General features: G+C 42.7%; 16 protein-coding genes. 7 read left to right on the top strand and 9 right to left on the bottom strand.

The genetic code is table 11. The features are described 5' to 3' along the window. Nucleotides 1-16 precede the first annotated feature (16 nt). Entirely contained in the window at nucleotides 17-472 is a 456-nt protein-coding gene (locus ACSVDE_RS13395; protein ID WP_439301373.1) for a DUF3052 domain-containing protein, read from the bottom strand. Between the two features lie 148 nt (nucleotides 473-620). Here ACSVDE_RS13395 and ACSVDE_RS13390 point away from each other — a divergent pair, with 148 nt between their 5' ends. Then, complete coding sequence (locus ACSVDE_RS13390; RefSeq protein ID WP_439301372.1) at nucleotides 621-1991, top strand: aldehyde dehydrogenase; 1371 nt, start codon at nucleotides 621-623, stop codon at nucleotides 1989-1991. A gap of 265 nt (nucleotides 1992-2256) precedes the next feature. Here the strand turns inward: ACSVDE_RS13390 and ACSVDE_RS13385 are convergent, their stop codons facing one another. After that, nucleotides 2257-2604 (bottom strand): SgrR family transcriptional regulator, encoded by a 348-nt coding sequence (locus ACSVDE_RS13385; protein ID WP_439301371.1) that lies wholly within the window; start codon nucleotides 2602-2604, stop codon nucleotides 2257-2259. Between the two features lie 115 nt (nucleotides 2605-2719). Here ACSVDE_RS13385 and opp3b point away from each other — a divergent pair, with 115 nt between their 5' ends. Continuing rightward, a complete protein-coding gene (opp3b, locus tag ACSVDE_RS13380; protein WP_439301370.1) occupies nucleotides 2720-3649 on the top strand; it encodes an oligopeptide ABC transporter permease in 930 nt (309 codons plus the stop codon). 52 nt (nucleotides 3650-3701) lie between these two features. Here opp3b and ACSVDE_RS13375 read toward each other — a convergent pair whose 3' ends face one another. Further along, nucleotides 3702-3869: a hypothetical protein gene (locus ACSVDE_RS13375; protein WP_439301369.1), complete on the bottom strand. Its 168-nt coding sequence runs from the start codon at nucleotides 3867-3869 to the stop codon at nucleotides 3702-3704. A 155-nt stretch (nucleotides 3870-4024) separates the two neighbouring features. Here ACSVDE_RS13375 and ACSVDE_RS13370 point away from each other — a divergent pair, with 155 nt between their 5' ends. Continuing rightward, the gene (locus ACSVDE_RS13370) at nucleotides 4025-4876 is read left to right on the top strand and encodes a hypothetical protein (RefSeq protein WP_439301368.1); all 852 of its coding nucleotides are present in this window, start codon (nucleotides 4025-4027) and stop codon (nucleotides 4874-4876) included. 6 nt (nucleotides 4877-4882) lie between these two features. Here ACSVDE_RS13370 and ACSVDE_RS13365 read toward each other — a convergent pair whose 3' ends face one another. Then, on the bottom strand, nucleotides 4883-5164 hold the full coding sequence (locus ACSVDE_RS13365; RefSeq protein WP_439301367.1) for a hypothetical protein: 282 nt from the start codon (nucleotides 5162-5164) through the stop codon (nucleotides 4883-4885). Nucleotides 5165-5257: 93 nt separating this feature from the next. Beyond that, nucleotides 5258-6760 carry a cardiolipin synthase gene (gene cls, locus ACSVDE_RS13360; protein WP_439301366.1) on the bottom strand — a complete coding sequence of 501 codons (1503 nt, stop codon included), beginning with the start codon at nucleotides 6758-6760 and terminating at the stop codon, nucleotides 5258-5260. Nucleotides 6761-6950: 190 nt separating this feature from the next. Here cls and ACSVDE_RS13355 point away from each other — a divergent pair, with 190 nt between their 5' ends. Beyond that, nucleotides 6951-8009 carry an HD-GYP domain-containing protein gene (locus tag ACSVDE_RS13355; protein ID WP_439301365.1) on the top strand — a complete coding sequence of 353 codons (1059 nt, stop codon included), beginning with the start codon at nucleotides 6951-6953 and terminating at the stop codon, nucleotides 8007-8009. Nucleotides 8010-8056: 47 nt separating this feature from the next. On the opposite strand, the gene ACSVDE_RS13350 is transcribed toward ACSVDE_RS13355, so the two are convergent. Next, on the bottom strand, nucleotides 8057-8485 hold the full coding sequence (locus ACSVDE_RS13350; protein ID WP_439301364.1) for a CBS domain-containing protein: 429 nt from the start codon (nucleotides 8483-8485) through the stop codon (nucleotides 8057-8059). Between the two features lie 241 nt (nucleotides 8486-8726). On the opposite strand from ACSVDE_RS13350, the gene ACSVDE_RS13345 reads away from it, so the two are divergent. Together ACSVDE_RS13345 and ACSVDE_RS13340 are read left to right on the top strand one after the other, a co-directional pair. After that, complete coding sequence (locus ACSVDE_RS13345; protein ID WP_439301363.1) at nucleotides 8727-9146, top strand: MarR family winged helix-turn-helix transcriptional regulator; 420 nt, start codon at nucleotides 8727-8729, stop codon at nucleotides 9144-9146. Nucleotides 9147-9215: 69 nt separating this feature from the next. After that, entirely contained in the window at nucleotides 9216-10826 is a 1611-nt protein-coding gene (locus ACSVDE_RS13340) for an MDR family MFS transporter (protein ID WP_439301362.1), read from the top strand. Nucleotides 10827-10873: 47 nt separating this feature from the next. On the opposite strand, the gene ACSVDE_RS13335 is transcribed toward ACSVDE_RS13340, so the two are convergent. After that, nucleotides 10874-11260 carry a hypothetical protein gene (locus ACSVDE_RS13335; protein WP_439301361.1) on the bottom strand — a complete coding sequence of 129 codons (387 nt, stop codon included), beginning with the start codon at nucleotides 11258-11260 and terminating at the stop codon, nucleotides 10874-10876. 204 nt (nucleotides 11261-11464) lie between these two features. On the opposite strand from ACSVDE_RS13335, the gene ACSVDE_RS13330 reads away from it, so the two are divergent. Then, nucleotides 11465-12178 (top strand): phosphatase PAP2 family protein, encoded by a 714-nt coding sequence (locus ACSVDE_RS13330; protein WP_439301360.1) that lies wholly within the window; start codon nucleotides 11465-11467, stop codon nucleotides 12176-12178. 155 nt (nucleotides 12179-12333) lie between these two features. Here the strand turns inward: ACSVDE_RS13330 and ACSVDE_RS13325 are convergent, their stop codons facing one another. Both ACSVDE_RS13325 and ACSVDE_RS13320 read right to left on the bottom strand, forming a co-directional pair. Next, nucleotides 12334-12999 (bottom strand): sortase domain-containing protein, encoded by a 666-nt coding sequence (locus ACSVDE_RS13325; protein WP_439301359.1) that lies wholly within the window; start codon nucleotides 12997-12999, stop codon nucleotides 12334-12336. A gap of 57 nt (nucleotides 13000-13056) precedes the next feature. Further along, complete coding sequence (locus tag ACSVDE_RS13320) at nucleotides 13057-14403, bottom strand: copper amine oxidase (RefSeq protein ID WP_439301358.1); 1347 nt, start codon at nucleotides 14401-14403, stop codon at nucleotides 13057-13059. Nucleotides 14404-14429 lie beyond the last annotated feature (26 nt).

Genomic DNA, 14429 nt, shown 5'->3' with positions numbered 1-14429 from the left:
TGCGATGCCAGTCCCTTTAAATTTCTCGTTCTTTCCCTTTGACACTCATCGCTCTCTTTTTTTCACGTGTCAACGTTTTGATGTAATCGATATGCCGGAATCGAATTGCGGACCAATCCTCATTAACCGCAACTTGTCTGACACCCTCAAAGCCAGCGTCTCCTAACGGTTGCCACCCCGTATCCCGAGTAAGGTCCGACTTATATTTTTTGGACGTTTTTTTCGGATATGCGAACCATACGACTGCTTCTTCTTCTAGTTGAGGAAGCAACTCTTTCACAAATGGTTCCACATCTTCTTTTTCATAGGAAAAGACTAAAACGAAGTTGATCTTTTCTCCAGCCTTTAAATCTTCCATAATTGTCACTTCATCGGCGATTTCCGTCATGGTCGGTTCAAATTCATCTGGTGCTTTGATCACCCAAATTTCAGGTTGTCCTTTATAGTTCATCTTTTTCAATAAAGGATGCATGAGAACCCTCCTCTAATATGTACTAAGCTTATCTTATCAAAAAGTGTAAAAAAATACCCTGTTCATCCGTATCAATTGACGAGGAGATGGAAGTGGGGTACATTATGTTTAAGAGTTTGAACCAATTAACACAAGGAGATCGATAACCTTGCAAAATATAGAGCAAATCCTACATTTACAAAAAGAATATTTCTTCACTGGTGAAACGAAATCTGAGACGTTCCGGCTTAATCAACTGGAAAAGCTGAAAGCTGCCATTCAGCGATATGAACGTGAAATTATAGAGGCGTTAAAAACAGATCTGAACAAATCCGAATTCGAATCCTATTCCACCGAAATCGGCATGCTTTACAAGGAAATCGGGTTTACGATGAAAAAATTGAAGAATTGGATGAAACCTGAAAAGGTGAAAACACCGTTGACGCACTTCGGGACAAAGAGCTACATCCATCCTGAACCATATGGTGTCGCATTGATCATCGCTCCATGGAATTATCCATTTTCCCTTCAGATATCACCTCTGATTGGGGCAATTGCAGCAGGAAACTGTGCGGTCATCAAGCCTTCGGAACTGACGCCTACTGTGTCCAACATCATTTCTAAGGTTATTACAGATATCTATGACGAAAAGTATGTGGCAGTCGTAGAGGGTGGAGTTGAAGTCAGTCAAACATTATTGGATCAAGACTTCGATAAAATCTTTTTCACAGGTAGCGTCAACGTTGGAAAGATCGTGATGGAAGCTGCATCAAAAAGATTGATCCCTGTCACACTAGAACTCGGTGGGAAAAGCCCTGCAATCGTAGATGAAACGGCCGATTTGAAATTGGCTGCAAAAAGAATCGTTTGGGGCAAGTTCACGAACTCCGGACAAACGTGTATCGCACCGGACTATCTTTATGTCCAGCGGAGTGTCAAATCTGAATTGATCAAATACATGCTTGAGTACATTCGAGAGTTATATGGTGACAATCCACTTGAAAATGAAGAAATGACGCATATCGTCAACACAAATCACTTTCAACGTTTGAATCGTTACTTAGAAAAGGGAAAAATCATTACCGGTGGAAAAGTCGATGCAGAGACACTTGCTATTGAGCCGACCTTAATAGAAGAGATCACCTGGGACGATCCTGTCATGCAGGATGAAATCTTCGGTCCGATATTGCCGGTATTAGAATTTGATCAAATTAAAGAAGTGGTCGAGAATGTACGCATTCATCCGAAGCCGCTTGCCCTTTACTTATTTACTGAGAAGGACGAGAATCAACGTTATATTGTCGATTCTTTATCTTTTGGTGGAGGATGTATCAATGATACGTTGATTCATGTCGCTTCTCCTTACTTGCCATTCGGTGGAGTAGGGCAGAGCGGTACAGGTAGTTATCATGGGAAAGCGAGCTTTGACGCGTTTTCTCATGAAAAGAGTATCATCAAGCAGACGAACCGGTTTGACATCGTGTTCCGCTATCCTTCATACAAGCATGGTCTCAAGATTATGAAGAAGCTGTTGAAGTAGTATTTGATTTCTTCGAAATTCACTCGCTTTCCGCGGGCGAACCGCGAGCCTCCTCACTCCCACAGGACGTGGTGGTGCTTAGTCAAAGATCCTTATCCATACTCCATATGGTCGTTGCGGGGTCTCGCCTGGCTCGCTGTTCCCGCAGGAGTCTCGTGAATTCTCTTGAAATCAACATTTATTCCAGCTAATATCAATTTGAATATAAAAAGAGGTTGTCCTAAAGGAGTCCACGCTGACTCTTTTAGGGCAACCTCTTTTCGTATTATAAAGAAGGATCCGATAACCAATCGACAAAGTTCTCTTTCACCTCAGGAGCATGATTATGTATCACAGAGAAAGCTTCATGGATTTTTCTTCTCCGTACATGGTCTTTCGCCATGCCAAAGACGACATCATGCTTACTATAAAGCAGACGTATCCTTGAAACGTTCCCACGGCCTTTGCCAGGAGTCCAATCGATAAAATTCTCCTTATTCAATTCTTGTATGATCTTTTTCGCATACCGAGTCGTAATTTCCCACTCTTCAGCCAGCCGTTTCAACGGCACTTCAACCAATTCTTCAGTTGAGAAAAGATCGCACAATTGCAGGTAGTAAGTTCCGTACTTCATCTTTCTCCCCGATAAAAGGGGAACAACTCCTTTCAAAAGTTTCACTTTTTTCCATATGCTTCTTTTATTATACTGTAAAATATCGAAAAAGTCAGACAAAAAAAGGGGATGTCAGATGAAAAGTTACATTTTGAAAAGGGTTATGTACTTATTGATTACAATGTTCGTCATAGCCTCTGCAACTTTTTTCTTAATGAAATTGATGCCAGGTTCGCCTTTGGCATTATCAGAGAAGCTTACTGCTGAACAGGAAGCGATGATCTTAGAGAAATATAATTTAGATGAACCGGTTCCTGTACAGTATGTCACTTACTTGGTGAATCTCGTTCAGGGGGATCTCGGGAGTTCATTCCAATTTGATGGCCGTAGCGTGACGACGATGATCATGGATCGGATCGGTCCGTCTGCCTACTTAGGGCTTCAATCCATGATTATTGGAAGTTTGGTCGGTATGTTATTAGGAATTATTGCTGCCCTAAAGCACAATTCTATGTTGGATTATACGTCAACAACAATATCAGTTATTGGGGTATCGATTCCGAGTTTCGTGTTTGCCGGGTTACTTCAGTATTATATAGGGGTTAAATTAGAATGGTTGCCAGTCGCTTTCTGGGAAGGTTTCGAATACACAATTCTACCTACCATCGCTTTGGCGATATTCCCAATGGCGGTTGCAGCCCGTTTCATGCGTACAGAGTTATTGGAAGTATTCGGACAAGACTTCATCGTTACTGCGAAAGCGAAGGGTGTCAGCACAGCTAAAGTCATCTTCGTTCATGCTGTCCGAAATGCATTGATTCCTTTGATCACAGTACTTGGACCGATGTTGGTCGGAATCATGACAGGTACACTTGTCATCGAGCGGATCTTTTCTGTTCCTGGCCTGGGTGAACAATTCGTACGTTCCATTATGACAAATGATTATCCGGTCATTATGGGTACGACCTTGTTCTATTCATTTTTATTTGTTGTCATGATTCTCCTAATTGATATAGCTTATGGCTTAATCGATCCACGGATCCGTGTCGGTGGAGGAAAAACGTAAAAAGAAACCAAAAAGAGGGTAGCCGGTTTACTGGCTACCCCTTTTTTTACCCTTACCCTTGTGCTTGACGATCGCTGTAGTCGTCATAGGACTCAAACATGAATTGTTGTTCACGTTCTTCTTCCACACCTGGGTGTACGGTACGTTCTTCAATTTCTCGGATTCGTGGATGTTCAATTTCGACTAAGGTTTTCTTTTGTCGTTTGTTTTCAATCATCATGATCCCACCCTCCTTATACTTATCCTTCCCTGTCTCTTCGGTAAATCCATACTAGAAAAAGACACCAAATCTGTACAAAATATTACCTGTTATAGATTGTTCTCCTTTTGCAACACAATAGTGAAGAAGAATTCATTTAGAACGGAGAACAGATGATGATGCGAACAGCTTTGTGTACCATTACAATCGGTATACTATTATTCAGTTGCATGACTGATGAACTTCATGGAAAAGGGATCAAAGTCGAGCAATTGCCTACAATTTTCGATGATGGTACATACATTCCAGAGCAAATCACTTGGAAGACATGGGAAGACACGAGTGAAATCATACCGAGAGGAAGCTCGTTTGAAGTCGTAGATTATGAAACGGGACTTTACTTCCAAGTCCAAAGGAGAGCGGGTTCACGTCATGCAGATGTGCAGCCTCTTACCAAAGTGGATACGTCGATCATGAAGGCGATTTATGATGGGAAATGGAGCTGGAAAAGACGAGCGATTTTCATTCGTAAAGGTACCCATCTCATTCCTGCGTCCATGCACGGTATGCCTCACGGAGCTGGTGCTCTCGCCAACAATTTTCCAGGGCATTTTTGCATCCACTTACCCAAGAGCACGACCCATCGTTCCAGTAAGGAAGATCCCTCTCATCAATTGATGATTATGAAAGCTTCTGATCGACTGGACGATTACATTGAACATGCATCAAGTGAACAAATGGCGAATGTTTTCATGCTGGCTGTCAATCAAGAAGATGACTCGATCATTCAGAAAACGATCGAGTCATCCGCACACAATGCATTATTGGAAAATTTGTTTTTCATCTTTCCGGATCGACCTTTTTCAAAAGTGGATCACAAGGATTTTCACCTTGCAGAATTTCCTGTCGAAATCACTGTAAGCACCGGTAAAGGACTTGAAAAGCGTAAGGCGATGCTGACTGTTGAACGTACTAGTTTGACCGGTCGATGGTACGTCAATCTGGAGTCTTTATTCCAGGAGGATTAAAACCCATCAACCTGCCAACACGAAGCTTAACGCAATGAAACCGAATGTAAAGAAGATGACCGCAAGAATCGAGCAGGAAAGCGTGAGGGACCACCAGGGGATCGAGCTTAAGATTTTCTCTTCGACACTGAAGAAAATCGATGCCATATGGTCTCTGAACCGCGTTTCTGAGGATTCTTCTCTAAGGTGTTCCTTTTCTTTCTCGATCAGTCGGAATAGGATTCCCGGACTTGCGGCGATGATGGTACCGATCAACCAAAAGCCGACTACAAATACCCAACCAAACATCCAAACACATCCTTCATTCATCGTAATGTGTTTAGTATGTACGGTTTGGAGTGTTTCGTTTCATGATTCCGGACAAAAGGAAATCTCCCGCCTTTATAGAACGGGAGAAAACAGGCGACAAAAGGATTCTTTGGTTCTAAGTGCAATCCCTCTTTGTCGATAAGTATCCAGATCCACCTCTACACTGTCCTCAATATCCTCTTCATAGTGACGGATGAGTGTGTCGATTGACGGTGTCCGGAACATGAACACATTCACTTCAAAGTTCAGATGGAAACTCCGTAAGTCGACATTCGCGGTACCTAATGTGGCATAGGTTCCATCAACGATGATCGTTTTCTGGTGTGTGAAACCTTTACGATACATATACACTTTCACCCCATACTGCAGCAATTCATTGAAATAAGAACGGGTCGCATATTGGGTGAGGAATCCATCGCTCTTTTCAGGGACGATGAGGCGAACGTCGATACCTTTGATTGCAGCAATCAATAGAGCTGTCCGTATTTCTTTACTCGGAATGAAATAAGGTGTCGTAATCCAAACCGATTTCTTAGCGTTCGTAATCATGCTGTAGTATAGATAACTCATGATGCCTTGGGAGGTGTCTGGCCCGCTTGGAACGACCTGTATACCGCCTCCTTCATCATGTGGTTCAACATCCAGATACCTTTCTTGGAAAAGAGAATCATCTTGCACATAACTCCAATCCAACAGGAATACACGATGAAGGTCTCGTAATGCTTCTCCTTGTAAAACCAGATGCGTATCGCGCCAATAACCGAAGCGTTCATCTTTTCCAAGATACTCATTACCAACATTAAGACCACCGACGAAGCCGATTTTACCATCGATGACGACGATTTTCCTGTGGTTCCGGAAGTTGAACTTTTGGTTGAAAAATCCTTTGCGGATCGGCAAGAAGCTATGTGCTTCAATCCCCGCTTTTCTCATTCTCGATAGGTCACTGTCAGCCAACCCGATACTACCGATTCCGTCAAAGATAAACCGGACTTCCACGCCTTCTTTTGCTTTTTCACATAGCACTTCGATGATTTCTTTGCCGATATCGTCTGAACGGAAAATGTAATACTGGATATGAATAAAGTCCTTTGCTTGCTTCAATTCTTTTATCAGCCTAGGGAATTTCTTGTCACCGTTCCGAAGCACTTCCGTATGCGAGAAAAAGCTGATGTTCTGGCCGCTGAGGGAAGTGATCAATTTGGAAAATTCACGCTCATCTTCACTCAAATGTGTCCATTTATGGGAGGGTCTGTGATCAAGTTGCATGGAAAGGGATTGCTTGAAATTCGAAAGTCTCTTCTGTTTGAAGAGATGCCCTTTCACCTCCAGCTGCCCGGAATAAATGAACGTGATATAACCGATTACTGGAATGAACAGGATGACGTAGATCCATAACAAGGTTTTATAAGGTGAACGGTTCTCAAGCATCAATACATAACAAACGGACAGGACGATGGATAGATAAATGATTGCAGCAAAAATCTTCACCTGATAAGACTGTTCAGTAGATAAGATCATGACAAAGCAGATAATCATCGCAATGCTGAAAAAGAATTGGCGTGTACGTTTCATCTAGGTTTCCTCCACATGAGAATACGATACAACTAGGTTACCCGTTATTATGGCGATAAAAACGAACCCCTTTTAGCTCAATTCTCTACAAATTTAAATAGCGGTTGGATAATTTTGCATGTATACTATAATTAAGTTTACATTGCAAGTTTTTTGAAGGGTTTTTATTTAGACATGGGGGGATGTCTAATTGGAAAATAATAATGATTTGCATGAGGGAATCTGTTTAGCTTCAAACGTTTATTCGAAAAAAGGGATTCTGCTTCTGAAACAGGGGACGGTGCTGACGCAAGCGCAGATTGACATGTTGGACAAACATGAATGGTTTTATGAAGGGGAGCCATTACCATCTGTAGGTCGTTCATCAGAAATCATTCCAGCCACCATCATAAACAGTGATGATCCACCAATACAACAAGCATATGATCAAGCCGTTACAAGTATCAAAAAGTTATTCACGAATATCCAAACCAACCTGAAGAACAAGGTGAATATTGTTTTTAACCAGTTTTCATCTGTGCTTGAAGAAGTGCTGGAAGATGAAGATCAGGCAATCTCTCTCATCTATGATGTAAAAGATCATGATGAGGTGACCTATCGGCATAGTATGAATGTCGGTCTTGTCGCCGGAGTGATCGGGAAGGTGCTCAAGCTTCCTGAAGAACAAATCTTCCTGTTGGGGAAAATGGGGATCCTTCACGATATTGGAAAGACGAAAATCAAAAACGACATTCTAAAGAAACCTGAGCGGTTAAGTGATGAAGAATACGAAACGATCAAGCTGCATACACGTTACGGTTATGAGATTTTAAGTGAAATCCCGAATCTGAATCCATTGGTGGCAATCGGTGCATTAGCCCATCATGAACGTTTGGATGGTACGGGTTATCCGGATGGCAGGACAGCCGATGATCTTCCGTACTTGGTTCAAATATTGGCCGTTGCAGATATTTATGATGCGATTTGTACAGAAAGGGATTACCATGAGGGACGCTCTTCATTCGTTGCCATTGAACAGCTCGTGAAAGAAGCGGAAATGGGGAGGCTGAATCAAGCCGTGGTGAAAGAATTCGTCCGCTATCTTATGAAACAATATGTAGGAAGGAACGTCCTGCTGAACAGCCAGAAGAATGCAGTCATCACGTTCATACCATATGAACAACCTCATCGACCGTTGTTGAAGATCGGTTCAGAGTTTTTGGATTTGAAAAAAGTGCCTAATGTATCCATCAAAGATTTTGCGCATTAAAAAGAGGATGACAGCCTGTCATCCTCTTTTTCCATTCATATTGTCGATTAATTGGTTTGTTTGTTTTCCCAGATGACACTTGCGCAGTATTTGATGATGTCGCGCCGACGGATGATACCGATGAAATGACCATCATCATCGGTGATCGGGATGAAGTTTTGATCCGTCGCGAGCGTAATCAGGTCTTCCATATTCGCATTGATGGAAATCGGTATGTTTTGAACCCGCCTAGGGACATCCTTCAACCTCGTTCTTTGGATGACCTCTTCATAATCTTCCTCTTTATCCATGTCATCTTTCAGTTTCCATAGCAAATCACCTTCAGTAAGCGTACCCGAATATTTTCCGTCTTCATCCACTAGTGGTACGGACGTATATTTGTGATAAGACATCTTTTCAAGTGCTTGGCGTATGGTCGATTCAGGATTCAAGTACTTCACTTCGCTTTTAGGTAATAAGTAAAAGCCAATGTTCATCTGACTCTTCCTTTCAATCAGAACTCCACTATAAGTATAGTATAAATTGATGCAAATTGATAATTCATAACAAAAAACACACTATGTAAGGTTTACAGACTCTCTATGTATTCTCCTTCTTAACATGTTCAAAACAGGAATTATTTACCACGATCTTGAAGCCTTTTCGTTCGTAACACCTACTCTAATCTGTTATAATGAAATGGTTAAAAATAGGAAGAGGATTGAATAGGTGTGAAGTATGGAGAAACGTGACCAGTTGATTTGGGACTTGGAAAAAAGCTTTCGGAAGACCTTTCGGATGTTCCGAAAAGAAATCAATCAGCTATTTGAAGATGAATGCACTGCAGCCGATTTTTCGTATTTGAAATTCATCATGGAAAAAGGGCAGGTCATGAATTCGATGCTGTCTCAAGAATTCAATGTAGCGATGAGCCACATTTCGGCAGTGACCGATCGTTTCGTTCAACGGAACCTCGTACAACGGAACCGTGCTGAGAATGATCGTAGAGTCGTTTATTTAAGCATTACGGAGGAAGGGCGTAAGCAGGTCCAAGCCCTCGAATTACGTAAGCATGAATACATGGAACGTAAATTCAAAAACCTTGAAGACGAAGATATTGAAGAATTGTTGCGGCTTTTTTCTAAAATATATGATTAAAGCTTCATTTTTTGAAAAATACTTCATTAAGTGAACTATTCATCTTATGAAGGATAGGAGAACGAACGTATGGAACATTTACCACTAAGAAAGAAAATTACGATAATGGTAGCCGTGCTAGCATCCATGTTGTTTGCCGCATTGAACCAGACAATCATTGGAACAGCGATGCCGAAAATCGTATCCGATCTCGGAGGCATGCCTTATTTCAGTTGGATCTTTACAATTTACATGCTCGCTTCTAGTGTGACAGCGATTTTGGTAGGGAAGCTGTCCGACATGTATGGACGGAAACCTTTCATTTTGTTGGGGCTAGGAATGTTCATTATTGCGACCTTCCTGTGCGGAACAGCGACCAGCATTTTCATGTTGATTTTATATCGTGGATTTCAAGGTCTTGCTGGCGGAATGATCTTTTCGACTGCATTTGCATCGATTGGAGACCTCTTCTCTCCACGTGAAAGAGGGAGATGGCAAGGGTTGATGGGTGCTGTCTTCGGTTTGGCGAGTGTGTTCGGACCAACGCTGGGGGGATATATTGTCGACCATTTTGCTTGGAAGTGGATTTTCTGGATCTTCCTACCAGTCGGATTCGTCGCATTCATCCTGATCATGCGGTTGTTTCCGAGTGTTCCTCGCCAGGCGCATGGGAAAATCGACTACTTCGGCTCGGTGTTCCTGGCCGCGACAATCATACCGCTGTTGCTTGCGTTCTCCTGGGCAGGAAATCAATTTGCATGGGGATCGTTTCAAGTGATCGGGCTTTTTGCCTTATCAGTTGTTTCGTTGATCGCCTTTTTGGTTGCCGAAAAGAAGGTGGAGAACCCTGTATTGCCGCTCAATTTATTTAAGAACAGCGTCTTCACTATCTCCAACGTCATCGGATTGTTGATCGGTATGGCAATGTTCGGGGCAATCATGTATATGCCGTTTTTCATACAAGGTGTAATTGGTACTTCTGCTACGACAACCGGATTCATCATGATGTCGATGATGCTCAGCATGGTCGCATCCAGTACGATTGTCGGGCAGCTCATCACTAGGACAGGAAAATATAAAAAACTTGCAATACTTGGTCTGACGACGATGGGAATCGGTATATTCTCTCTGACGACCTTGACGAGTGCCAGCACGAATATGGATGCGATTCTAAGATTGATCATCATCGGTCTTGGGTTAGGATGCAGTTTCCCGATCTTTACGATTACGATACAGAATGCAGTTGCATATAAGCATCTGGGCGTTGCGACTTCTTCTGTCCAGCTGTTCCGTCAGTTAGGCGGAACGATCGGGGTATCGATCATGGGGGCGATCATGAATATCATCATGAGCTCAAACATGAAATCTTCAGCAGAAGCTGTTTCAAGCGGTGCTACAGGTGGTTCAGTGGAAAAGTTGAGTGATCCTAAGCTATTGATGGACCCGGACCAGCTTCAAGCGATCAGATCTCAATTTCCTCAAGACCAACTTGATACGTTCGTGAAAGTGGTAGAAATGATGCGTACGGCTTTAAGCGATGCACTGAGTGGCGCATTCATGTTCGGAGCCATCATGATGGTGGTCGCCGTCGGTCTGGTGTTATTCCTGAAAGAAGTCCGCTTGAAAACCTCCAATCAAGAGGATGATGAAGAGGAAGAGACGCCAATGCCGATGAAGAAACATGCGCATGCCACGAAATGATCTCACAAATAAGAAAGAGTGACAGGCAGCCCGCTTGTCACTCTTTTTTATTTAACAACACGTATCTCTTTATTCTTTCTCCAAAAACAAAGGAAAGTGGAGGATAACAGCATGATTGCTGGAATCCAGTAGAAGAAACTCACACTGAGCAAACCCCAAATGGAACAGATGGCAATGCAGATAGCGAATTTCCTTGTTTGGTAATCCACAAGATTCAGACACAGATAAGCTACGAGTGATGCAATCGCTCCTGATAAGCTGGAAATGATGGCGTGTGTCATGTCATTCATGGATTCATACATAAACTCGAAGAACACAAAATACATGAAAGAGAGGAAGAATCCGATCAAACTCCCGACAAAGACCAGTTTGTGCTCGAGTTCCCTTGTTGGCTTAGTAAGAATGATTGTTCTCTGCTTCCGCCCAAACCTCATCAATAGACCACCCCGTATATTTTTCTGTGATATTGTTATTTCAATAAAGGAAATTAAAATCCCTTCTTGAATTCATAAAAAATGGAATTCATGGTACATATACGAACCAGAGGGCATGTTCGTTTCAGGGTAAAATAGGGAATCAAACAAGTAATAGACATTTTTTGAATGAAAAGTCGTGTCGAGAAGGGGATGATACATGGTATGGGAAAAATAGAAACCACTTTGAACCATAAAGTGTTACAGAAAATCAGTATTCGATTGATCTTTGGCATCTTGGTCGTTTTAGGTCTGATCGGAGTATTTGCACAATTTGCGGACAGTCTTCTGGAAAATGAATTAGGTGATTTCGACGGTGTGCTTTCAGATTTAGTTCATGGCTTGCAAGTCCCATGGCTGACGGAATTTATGATAACGGTCACTCATGTCGGAAATACAAGTACATATCTGGTCGTCGTCCCAATCTATTTAGCCATTCTTCTTTTTAAGAAGTTGAAAGCTGAATCGTTCATCTTGCTGACGACAATTCTTGGTGCTTGGGGCTTGAACGGAGCGTTGAAGTTCTCATTCCAACGCGCAAGACCGGATATTGAACACCTGATTGAAGTGGGGGGCTACAGCTTTCCAAGCGGACATGCGATGGTGTCTATGGCTGCATATGGAATCATGGGCTATCTGATTATCCAATATATGAAGAGAAAAGGGCGATCTACCTGGTATGTGGGTGTGCTTGTCGGTCTGCTGATTTTCCTGATCGGGATTTCCAGGGTCTATCTGCACGTCCATTATCCAAGTGATGTCATTGCCGGTTTTGCAGCTGGTGCCGTTTGGCTGATCATGAACATTTATGCATTGAATTTGTTGCAAAGAAGAGGCAAACGTACGAAGAGGGTCATGGAAAGAAACGAATCGATATGATATTAGGATATGCACCCTCCACAGGGATTTATGAGTACTCATAAAGCTTTATTGCACCCCGAAACGGAGAAAAAAGAGAGATAGGGGTACGAAGCAATGCATGATTTGCTCCCCATATTGAAAAACCCCAAATGAATCGCTCATTTGGGGTTCTATTATTGATTTTTAACAAGTTCGGCGGACACGACGAGCCGCTCTTCTCGTTCAGTTGTATTCGGGTCGTATTCACCCGTGCAGGTAATCAGATTCAACATGCTTCGATATGAAAATCCGAAAATGTTTTCAATCGGTGCGTCTTGTCGTGGATATACATCCGACTGAACCACTTTAAAAGTAAGCTTTTGCCCCGATTCATCTTCCACGATGATTTCGTCTCCGCTTTTCAGTTTATGAAGATGATAGAATACGGCTGGGCTCGTCAAATCATCTACATGTCCTGCAATGACGGAGTTCCCTTGGGCACCTGGCATGGTTCCGGGTTTATACCAGCCGACGTTATCCGCATCTTTCGGAACATCCATCCGACCATCATTGAGTGTCCCTACATGTTCGACTTTCGTTTTTACATCAATAGCAGGAATTTCAATCGTAACCGGGACGATCCCTTTGCGTTCATCCTTAATGATTTCAACATCACTTGAGGATTGGTCCGCGCTAGTGTCAGATGAATCCATTTGTTTCGCTGTTTCTCTTTCTGAAGAGTCCTCAGTACCTGCCTTCATTTCCTGTCCATTTGAATCATTATTCGCTTCGTTCATACATCCCGCTAAAGCCAGAACGAAAACGATCATACTGATCAACATTGTCGTTCTTTTCATCATCAAAATCATCCTTTTTTAAGAAGGAAGAGAGAAGGAGAACCTCCTCTCTATGAATGGTTATTTTGTTTGTCCACCGAGTCTTCTAACGGCTAGCATGGCAAGTGCAATAGAAGCTGCAAATCCAGCGAGTAGAATGGAGGTAAGTGACATCCCTTGATCAGCTGTTCCGCCCATACCTGTCTTTGGCATATCTGTCGGCATTTCTCCTGCAAACTTGTCAGGGAATTGATCGACGAATGCTCCAGATAATCCTGCTGCTGGCTTCAGCATGTGTGCATAAGCTTCACGAAGGTTTGTGTAAGTCGTATCATAATCTTCTGCTACATAGCTGTCGAAAGTTGCAACTAGTTGATCGACGTGCATTTGCAATCCTTCAGATAGCGCGTCCGCTTTCAAACGTCCTTCCGTTGCTGTTTCAAGGAATTGAGAGAAGTTGGCCTTGTATTCAGATAGGGCATCAAGTGCCGCTTGTTTCTTTTCTTCGTCGTTCGCGCCAGTTGCTTTTACATATTCGACAAAGTTACCGATATGACCAGACCACATCTCCTTGAATTTCATACCGGCTTCTTCACCATAAACAGAAGAGATTGCAGCGGTTAGATCTTCTGTATTGTTCGCGAGTGCTTGGGCAGAGGCTTCGAAATCTTCTGAGCCGTCAATGCCATTTTGCATCGCCATTGCCGCTAATCCAACATGTTCTGTCATCAGGTGGTTCAGGTTAGAACGCAAGTCATTTGCAGGTGTTACAGCTTTCGAGTTCTCAAACTTGTCTGGGAACTGTTGTACGATAGCAGAGGATAGACCTTTACTGACCATGTACATATGGTTGATTGCTTCACGCTCATATTCATAAGCTTTTTCATAGTTTCCAGCGACATAAGCGTCAAATGCGCCAATCAATTGCTTCACGTGCATTTGAAGTCCTTCAGCTAGTGCGCCGGCTTCAAGACGTTCTTCCGTAGCCGTTTCCAGGAACTTCGAGAATTCTTGGCGATAGTTTGCGAGGTTGTCTAACGCTTCTTGTTTCTTAGCTTCGTCGTTCGCGCCAGTTGCTTTTACATAATCAACGAAAAATCCGATATGACCCTTCCACATTTCGTCGAATTGCTTACCAGCTTCCTCACCATATACAGAAGCGATTGCTGCACTCAAGTCGTCTGCGTTTGCCATCAATGCGCCAGAGGCTTGTTCGAAGTCTCCCGCTCCTTCTGCACCTTTACGCATCGTTTCAACCGCTAAGTATGCGTGTTCACTAAGGAGATGATCGAGCGATGTACGTAATTCAGATGCAGGTGTCGTTACGGTCGGTTTCGCATGATCATCAGCAAATGCTGTTGTTGCGACGCCTCCTAGAATTAATGATGTGCTTAATGGTATTGCGACAAGTCCTTTTTTCAAATTCATGTGTGAATCTCTCCTTTTTACTTATT

The organism is Pseudalkalibacillus sp. Hm43, from assembly GCF_051842935.1.
GTDB lineage: Bacteria > Bacillota > Bacilli > Bacillales > Fictibacillaceae > Pseudalkalibacillus.
Note: the sequence above shows the minus strand (reverse complement) of the source record. Positions and strands in the feature narration are given on the sequence as shown.

What these genes read in the sequence shown, in the direction of transcription:
- ACSVDE_RS13395 (WP_439301373.1), bottom strand. Translation starts at nt 472, where the DNA reads ATGCATCCTTTATTGAAAAAGATGAACTATAAAGGACAACCTGAAATT.
- ACSVDE_RS13385 (WP_439301371.1), bottom strand. Translation starts at nt 2,604, where the DNA reads ATGAAGTACGGAACTTACTACCTGCAATTGTGCGATCTTTTCTCAACT.
- opp3b (WP_439301370.1), top strand. Translation starts at nt 2,720, where the DNA reads ATGAAAAGTTACATTTTGAAAAGGGTTATGTACTTATTGATTACAATG.
- ACSVDE_RS13375 (WP_439301369.1), bottom strand. Translation starts at nt 3,869, where the DNA reads ATGATGATTGAAAACAAACGACAAAAGAAAACCTTAGTCGAAATTGAA.
- ACSVDE_RS13370 (WP_439301368.1), top strand. Translation starts at nt 4,025, where the DNA reads ATGATGCGAACAGCTTTGTGTACCATTACAATCGGTATACTATTATTC.
- ACSVDE_RS13365 (WP_439301367.1), bottom strand. Translation starts at nt 5,164, where the DNA reads ATGTTTGGTTGGGTATTTGTAGTCGGCTTTTGGTTGATCGGTACCATC.
- cls (WP_439301366.1), bottom strand. Translation starts at nt 6,760, where the DNA reads ATGAAACGTACACGCCAATTCTTTTTCAGCATTGCGATGATTATCTGC.
- ACSVDE_RS13350 (WP_439301364.1), bottom strand. Translation starts at nt 8,485, where the DNA reads ATGAACATTGGCTTTTACTTATTACCTAAAAGCGAAGTGAAGTACTTG.
- ACSVDE_RS13345 (WP_439301363.1), top strand. Translation starts at nt 8,727, where the DNA reads ATGGAGAAACGTGACCAGTTGATTTGGGACTTGGAAAAAAGCTTTCGG.
- ACSVDE_RS13340 (WP_439301362.1), top strand. Translation starts at nt 9,216, where the DNA reads ATGGAACATTTACCACTAAGAAAGAAAATTACGATAATGGTAGCCGTG.
- ACSVDE_RS13335 (WP_439301361.1), bottom strand. Translation starts at nt 11,260, where the DNA reads ATGAGGTTTGGGCGGAAGCAGAGAACAATCATTCTTACTAAGCCAACA.
- ACSVDE_RS13330 (WP_439301360.1), top strand. Translation starts at nt 11,465, where the DNA reads ATGGGAAAAATAGAAACCACTTTGAACCATAAAGTGTTACAGAAAATC.
- ACSVDE_RS13325 (WP_439301359.1), bottom strand. Translation starts at nt 12,999, where the DNA reads ATGATGAAAAGAACGACAATGTTGATCAGTATGATCGTTTTCGTTCTG.
- ACSVDE_RS13320 (WP_439301358.1), bottom strand. Translation starts at nt 14,403, where the DNA reads ATGAATTTGAAAAAAGGACTTGTCGCAATACCATTAAGCACATCATTA.